At 44.4% G+C, this 6,971-nt stretch carries 5 protein-coding genes; 4 read left to right on the top strand and 1 reads right to left on the bottom strand.

What is annotated here, in order from left to right; genetic code table 11:
- Positions 1-266: 266 nt before the first annotated feature.
- Genes AACX68_RS04645 through AACX68_RS04635 form a run of 3 tightly spaced genes read left to right on the top strand, consistent with a single transcriptional unit; the run spans position 267 to position 3,220 of the window.
- Positions 267-1,241 carry a Bug family tripartite tricarboxylate transporter substrate binding protein gene (locus AACX68_RS04645; protein ID WP_228860703.1) on the top strand — a complete coding sequence of 325 codons (975 nt, stop codon included), beginning with the start codon at positions 267-269 and terminating at the stop codon, positions 1,239-1,241.
- A 13-nt stretch (positions 1,242-1,254) separates the two neighbouring features.
- Positions 1,255-1,686: a tripartite tricarboxylate transporter TctB family protein gene (locus AACX68_RS04640; protein ID WP_228860702.1), complete on the top strand. Its 432-nt coding sequence runs from the start codon at positions 1,255-1,257 to the stop codon at positions 1,684-1,686.
- A gap of 10 nt (positions 1,687-1,696) precedes the next feature.
- Entirely contained in the window at positions 1,697-3,220 is a 1,524-nt protein-coding gene (locus AACX68_RS04635; protein ID WP_228860701.1) for a tripartite tricarboxylate transporter permease, read from the top strand.
- Between the two features lie 50 nt (positions 3,221-3,270).
- On the opposite strand, the gene fabB is transcribed toward AACX68_RS04635, so the two are convergent.
- On the bottom strand, positions 3,271-4,485 hold the full coding sequence (gene fabB, locus AACX68_RS04630) for a beta-ketoacyl-ACP synthase I (RefSeq protein ID WP_099121106.1): 1,215 nt from the start codon (positions 4,483-4,485) through the stop codon (positions 3,271-3,273).
- Between the two features lie 215 nt (positions 4,486-4,700).
- Here fabB and mnmC point away from each other — a divergent pair, with 215 nt between their 5' ends.
- Positions 4,701-6,746 (top strand): bifunctional tRNA (5-methylaminomethyl-2-thiouridine)(34)-methyltransferase MnmD/FAD-dependent 5-carboxymethylaminomethyl-2-thiouridine(34) oxidoreductase MnmC, encoded by a 2,046-nt coding sequence (gene mnmC, locus AACX68_RS04625; protein WP_228860704.1) that lies wholly within the window; start codon positions 4,701-4,703, stop codon positions 6,744-6,746.
- The last annotated feature ends 225 nt before the right edge of the window (positions 6,747-6,971 follow it).

The raw sequence follows: 6,971 nt of genomic DNA, 5'->3' as shown, positions 1-6,971 counted from the left end.
TTCTAATAGTGAACTCTATTAAAGAGTCATTTAAAGAAGATTCTCTAATATAAAAACATAAGCCCAGATTTACTCTATTTCAGTTATATATAACATTAAACATTTCGGTGTATTTCAAAGTAAGTCAAATGTGACATTAGGTGATTAATGTCACATATAGGTATTTTTCACGGCTAATAAGAGATTTCGGATCTATAAATAATAATGCACCGGAGATTTATTGCATTGTCACCATTACTGGACTGGTGCCATATGAGGAATAAAAAATGAAAATATTAAAAACATTATTAGTGACTACTGGTTTACTTTTCAGTGTCAATACCTTTGCAGCCAGCGCCCCTGACAGAACTGAATGTATCGCTCCAGCCAAACCCGGTGGCGGGTTTGACTTAACCTGTAAATTAGCTCAGGTCTCATTATTAGAAACTAAAGTTATTAATTCTCCTATGCGGGTCACATTTATGCCCGGTGGAGTCGGCGCTGTTGCCTACAACGCTATTGTTGCCCAGCGGCCTGCTGAACCGGGAACGATTGTCGCCTTTTCCGGTGGTTCGCTGTTAAATCTTGCTCAGGGAAAGTTCGGGCGTTACAACGTGAATGATGTACGCTGGCTGGCGGGTGTTGGTACTGATTACGGTATGATTGCCGTTCGTCAGGACTCTCCTTATAAGACTTTAAAAGAGCTCATCAATGTATTTCAGAGCAACCCCGCCAATCTTGTTTTTGGTGCCGGGGCTTCCATCGGCGGTCAGGATTGGATGAAAACCGCATTGCTGGCCAAAGAAGCCGGTATTGATCCACACAAAATGCGTTATGTCGCCTTTGAAGGTGGTGGAGAAGCGCTTACCGCCCTGCTGGGTAACCATATTCAGGTTTTTTCCGGCGATATCAGCGAGGCTCTACCATACCTGACAAGTGATAAGATCCGTGTTCTTGCTGTCTATGCAGACAAAAGACTTGATGGCGTTCTGGCGGATATCCCGACAGCTAAAGAACAGGGTTACGACATTGTATGGCCGGTGATCCGGGGTTTTTACATGGGATCGAAAGTTTCTGATGAACAATATCAATGGTGGGTTGACACGTTCAACAAACTGCAACAAACCGACGAATTTAAAAAGCAGCGTGAGCTGCGTGGTCTGTTTGAATTCAATATGACAGGCAAAGAGCTGGATGATTATGTGAGAAAACAGGTTACTCAGTACCATGAAATGGCTAAATCTTTTGGTTTAGCGAAATGATAGGAACTGAATTATGAGTGATCGTATTTTTGCCATCATCTGGTTGGCGCTATGCGGAATAGGGCTGTTCATTGGCTGGGGCATCCATAGTGAATACAGTTATGAACCACTAGGCCCGCGCCCTTTTCCGATTGCTATTATTTCGTTAATGGCACTATGCGCACTGCTACTACTATTCAGAAAACCTGAAATAGTTAACTGGCCTGCCCCACAAACATTACTCCGTTTATTCTTGCTGATTACCTCTCTGATATTTTATGCCGGAACGTTTGAGTGGTTAGGCTTTCCTCTGGCAACAACATTATTGACTGTCAGCATCGCATTGCTGTTTAACGCCACGCTTCCCGCCGCAATTGTTTCTGGCGTGATCTTAGGTATCTCTCTCTTTTTTATCTTTGATCGCCTGTTAGATGTCACTCTGCCAATTGGTAGCCTGTTCAGGTAAGGAGATAAAAATGGATACATGGATATACCTAACACATGGTTTTGAAGTCGCATTAATTCCTAAAAATCTGATCATTGCATTAATCGGTTGTTTTATTGGTACTGTTGTTGGCCTGCTTCCGGGTCTTGGCCCAATCAATGGTGTTGCGATTTTATTACCTCTGGCGTTTGCTCTGAAGCTCCCGGCAGAATCCGCCTTAATCTTACTGGCAACGGTCTATATTGGCTGTGAATATGGAGGGCGGATATCTTCAATTCTACTGAATGTGCCGGGGGATGCCGCTGCTATTATGACCGCTCTGGATGGGCACCCGATGGCAAAACAAGGGAAAGCCGGGGTTGCATTATCTATCTCAGCAGTCAGTTCATTCTGTGGCTCAATTCTGGCTATTGCCGGGATCATTTTGTTTGCGCCTCTTCTGGCAAAATGGTCTTTAGCATTCGGGCCTGCCGAATATTTTGCCCTGATGGTTTTTGCAATTGCCTGTCTTGGCAGCATGATGAGCCATAACCCGGTTAAATCGCTACTGGCAGCCTTGATTGGTCTGGGTTTAGCCACCGTTGGCGTTGATTCCAACACCGGTGTTTATCGTTTCACCTTCGATAGTGTCCACCTCTCCGACGGAATTCAGTTTATTGTCGTTGTTATTGGACTATTTTCTGTCAGCGAAATTCTGTTGATGCTGGAAAGCACGTCTACCGGCCAAAAAGTCATAAGTAAAACCGGAAGGTTACTGTTTAATAAAAAAGAAGCTAAAACCTGTACCGGGCCAATATTACGCTCATCAGTTATTGGTTTCTTTGTCGGAATACTGCCCGGTGCCGGAGCTACCATTGCCAGCGCAATCACCTACATGACAGAAAAAAGGATCAGTGGTAACAGTGATTCGTTCGGTAAAGGTGATATCCGGGGGGTTGCCGCTCCTGAAGCTGCCAATAATGCATCGGCATGTGGCTCATTCATTCCCATGCTGACACTGGGTGTCCCCGGCTCAGGTACGACAGCGGTAATGATAGGTGCACTGACGCTCTATAACATCACTCCGGGACCTGCGATGTTCACCGAACAGCCGGATATCGTATGGGGATTAATCGCGGCACTGCTTATTGCCAATGTTCTATTACTAATTATGAATATCCCAATGATAGGGCTATTTACCCGTATGCTGAGCATTCCGCTGTGGTTTTTAGTTCCGGTCATTGCCAGTATTTCAGCAGTCGGCGTTTATGCTGTACACAGCACCACGTTCGACCTGATGTTAATGGTTGGTCTGGGGGTTTTTGGTTACATTCTCAGGAAAATGAACTTCCCAATGTCACCACTTATTCTGGGGTTTGTGCTCGGTGAAATGCTGGAACAAAACTTAAGACGGGCACTTTCAATCAGCAATGGTAGTTTTGATATCCTGTGGAGTAGTGCTATCGCTCAGTCTCTGCTGGTTTTAGCTGCACTGGTCCTTATTATTCCGCCTATATTACGGATCATTCGCAAAAAACGGCAGAAGAGCAGGGAAATTTATAGCCAATCCACATAACTGATGAATTGGCTATTATTCAGAACGATAAAATTTTCAGTTTCAGAAAATCAGTCAGAATATTTACGCATTACCAAAGATGCATTTGTACCACCGAACCCGAAGCTATTGGACATCACTGTTGTTAGCTCGCGTTCGGTTGGTTCTGTAATAATATTCATACCAAGCGCTTTTTCATCCAGCTCTTCGATATTAATACTCGGTGCAATAATCCCGTGCTCCAGCATCAACAGGCTGTAGATTGCTTCCTGAGCACCCGCCGCTCCCAAAGAATGCCCGGTCATCGCCTTAGTCGCTGAAATTGCAGGTGTGTTATCACCAAATACTTCTCGGATAGCTTCCAGCTCTTTCAGGTCACCAACCGGTGTCGATGTGCCATGTGTATTGATATAGTCTACTTCACCATCAATACCGTCCATGGCCATTCTCATACAACGAACAGCCCCTTCGCCTGAAGGTGCTACCATATCCATACCATCGGAATTTGCTCCGTAGCCAATAACTTCAGCATAAATATGCGCGCCACGGGCTAATGCATGTTCTAATTCCTCAACAACCACGATACCGCCACCGCCTGCGATAACAAAGCCGTCACGGTTTTGGTCATAAGTACGGGAAGCACGATCCGGCGTTTCATTATATTTGGTGGAAAGCGCGCCCATTGCATCAAATTCACAGGCTATTTCCCAGCTAAGCTCTTCACCGCCACCAGCAAAAATAACATCCTGTTTGCCAAGCTGGATTAACTCAACAGCATGACCGATACAGTGCGCAGAGGTCGAACAAGCGGAACTGATCGAATAGTTAACGCCTTTAATTTTAAATGGTGTTGCCAGACAGGCTGAAATACCGGAAGCCATTGTTCTTGTAACCATATAAGGCCCGACACCCCGTAAGCCACGGGCACGCATACCGTCCGCACAGACAACCTGATTATGCGGAGAACCGCCACCAGAGCCGACAACCAGCCCTGTGCGTAAATTAGAAACCTGATCATCTGACAGGCCGGAATCTTTAATTGCCTCGTCCATTGCCAGATAAGCATAAACAGAAGCATCACTCATAAAGCGCTGTGTTTTTCGGTCAATCAAACCCGTTGTATCCAGTTTGACATTTCCCCAAACCTGGCTGCGAAGCCCCATTTCTTTGAATTCTTCGGAAAAAGTTATCCCGGAAAGGCCTTCTTTCAGAGATTTAAGCACCTCTTTCTGGTTATTACCAATACTGGAAACAATTCCCAGACCAGTGATTACTGCTCTTTTCATTAATTACCTCATCAATATGTTTACCTGCGGGATTTCCTACTCGCACTTTAGCGTACACTTGTACGCTGAACAAGTCCGATCAGGTTAAAAATCGTGGAACAATTGATCAGAGTCAGTTCTTAAGATCCTCAATAGGTGGTGTAACAGCATCAAGACCGTTAAAATCCCTCATTATTATTCGCAAAAATACAGGTCATATTTTGAAAAACAGTATCGTGAAAAACAGTGCTATCAGTAGCGCGACCCTAAGCTGGAATGAACAGGGCACACCTATCTCTGAGCAGTTTGATGATGTTTATTTTTCAAATCAAGACGGGTTGGAAGAAACGGTATATGTATTTTTGAAAGGCAATCATTTTCCTCAACGTTTTAGCACACATCCTCGTTCTGATTGCGTTATTGCTGAAACCGGGTTTGGTACAGGGTTAAATTTTCTGGCGATATGGCGCGCTTTCTCAGCTTTCAGGCAGCAGTCACCCGATGCCACGTTAAAAAGGCTGCATTACATTAGCTTTGAAAAGTATCCATTAAAAATCGCAGATCTAAAAAATGCCCATCAGCGCTGGCCAGAACTTCAGCCATTCTCTGAGGAATTATGTCAACAGTGGCCCTTACCACTCTCAGGTTGCCATCGATTAATTCTGGATAATGGTGCTATCACGCTGGATCTTTGGTTTGGTGATGTAAATGAGCTATTACCCAAGATAACTTCTGGCCTGAACAGTAAAATTGATGCATGGTTTTTAGATGGTTTTGCCCCATCTAAAAATCCACAAATGTGGAGCGAACAACTGTTCACTTCAATGGCAAAATTTTCTCGTCCGGAAGGGACATTTGCGACTTTTACTTCCGCCGGTTTAGTTCGCCGTGGATTACAGGAAGCAGGCTTTGATGTCAAAAAAATAAAAGGTTTCGGACGTAAAAGAGAGATGCTGACGGGCACTTTACTTCCCACAGCTCACAATTCCAGTTCTGATACCCCCTGGTTTACCCGCCAAAGTGCAACATATACTGATGATATCGCCATCATTGGCGGCGGTATTGCCAGCGCACTCACTGCCTTAGCTCTATTGCGCCGTGGTGCAAAAGTCACCCTATATTGTCAGAATGAACATCCCGCACAGAATGCGTCAGGTAATCAACAAGGCGCACTGTACCCCTTACTGAATGGTCAGAATGATCCACTAGAGCGCTTTTTTACCTCCGCATTTACTTTTGCCCGACGCCAGTACGATCACCTGACTGAGCAAGGTATTTTATTTGATCATCAGTGGGATGGAGTTAGCCAGCTGGCTTACGATGAAAAATCGGATAAAAAAATCTCCGGGATACTCCAGACAGTATGGCCAGAAGAAATTGCTGTTGAAATGGATCGCCAGCAACTGAGCCTGATTAGTGGACTGGATGTCAATTATCATGGGGTTCATTACCCACAAGGAGGATGGTTATATCCGGGGCAACTGACTCAGGAAGCCATCAAACTCGCACAACAACGTGGTATGTGTACGCATTTTAACCATAAAATAATACGGCTGGCTCAATATGAAAACGGCTGGCAGCTACATATTGAACATCAGGGGCAAGTGCAGTTTAAAACCCATAAAGCGGTTGTTATTGCCAACGGGCATTGTTTGCCACAATTTGAACAAACTGAAAAGCTCCCAGTGACTGCTGTTCGTGGGCAGGTCAGTCATATTCCAACTACCGAGCGTCTCAGCCAGCTAAAAAGTGTGCTCTGTTACGATGGTTATATGACGCCTGTCAATCCACACAATCAATATCACTGTATTGGTGCAAGTTACCAACGTAATTTTCTGGATATTGAGTATTCCTCCGCCGAGCAACAAGAAAACCGAGACCGTTTATTGAAGTGTTTTCCTGATATTGAGTGGGTGAAAGAGATTGATATATCAGAAAATAAATCTCGTCAGGGAATACGCTGTGTCATTCGGGATCATATGCCAATGGTGGGTAATGTGCCTGTTCTCAGGGAGATTCTGGAAAAGTATGCCAACTTGCCCCAACAAATGCAGTCCGGAGAGAAAATTGATGAGTCCCCCTGTTATCCTGACCTGTTTGTTATTGGTGCGTTAGGATCTCGTGGATTATGCTCTGCCCCTTTAAGCGCTGAGTTACTCGCAGGACAAATTTTTGGTGAAGCTCTACCGCTTGATGATGAAACATTAGCAGCTTTAAACCCTAATCGCTTCTGGGTCAGAAAACTGTTACGTGGAAAAAAGGTAAAAACCGAAAAACCTTAAATGACACTGATGCCACACAGCAATTAAAGAAGCCAATCTCCAGTCACGTAGATAAATTATGTGACTGGGGGAATGATTAATAACAGAATGACAATTGGCTCATATAATCAGAGGGGACCTTGTTTAGTATTTTGTGTAATCGCCATTTTCGTTTAAACGTGACCGTCTAAACGGTCACCAAATTCAATCATAAAACGACTCATCGCAAGACGCCAATCTTGGATA

The organism is Xenorhabdus sp. PB61.4, assembly GCF_963894935.1.
GTDB lineage: Bacteria > Pseudomonadota > Gammaproteobacteria > Enterobacterales > Enterobacteriaceae > Xenorhabdus > Xenorhabdus stockiae.
This window is presented reverse-complemented; position numbering and strand designations above follow the sequence as displayed.

What these genes read in the sequence shown, in the direction of transcription:
- AACX68_RS04645 (WP_228860703.1), top strand. Translation starts at nt 267, where the DNA reads ATGAAAATATTAAAAACATTATTAGTGACTACTGGTTTACTTTTCAGT.
- AACX68_RS04640 (WP_228860702.1), top strand. Translation starts at nt 1,255, where the DNA reads ATGAGTGATCGTATTTTTGCCATCATCTGGTTGGCGCTATGCGGAATA.
- AACX68_RS04635 (WP_228860701.1), top strand. Translation starts at nt 1,697, where the DNA reads ATGGATACATGGATATACCTAACACATGGTTTTGAAGTCGCATTAATT.
- fabB (WP_099121106.1), bottom strand. Translation starts at nt 4,485, where the DNA reads ATGAAAAGAGCAGTAATCACTGGTCTGGGAATTGTTTCCAGTATTGGT.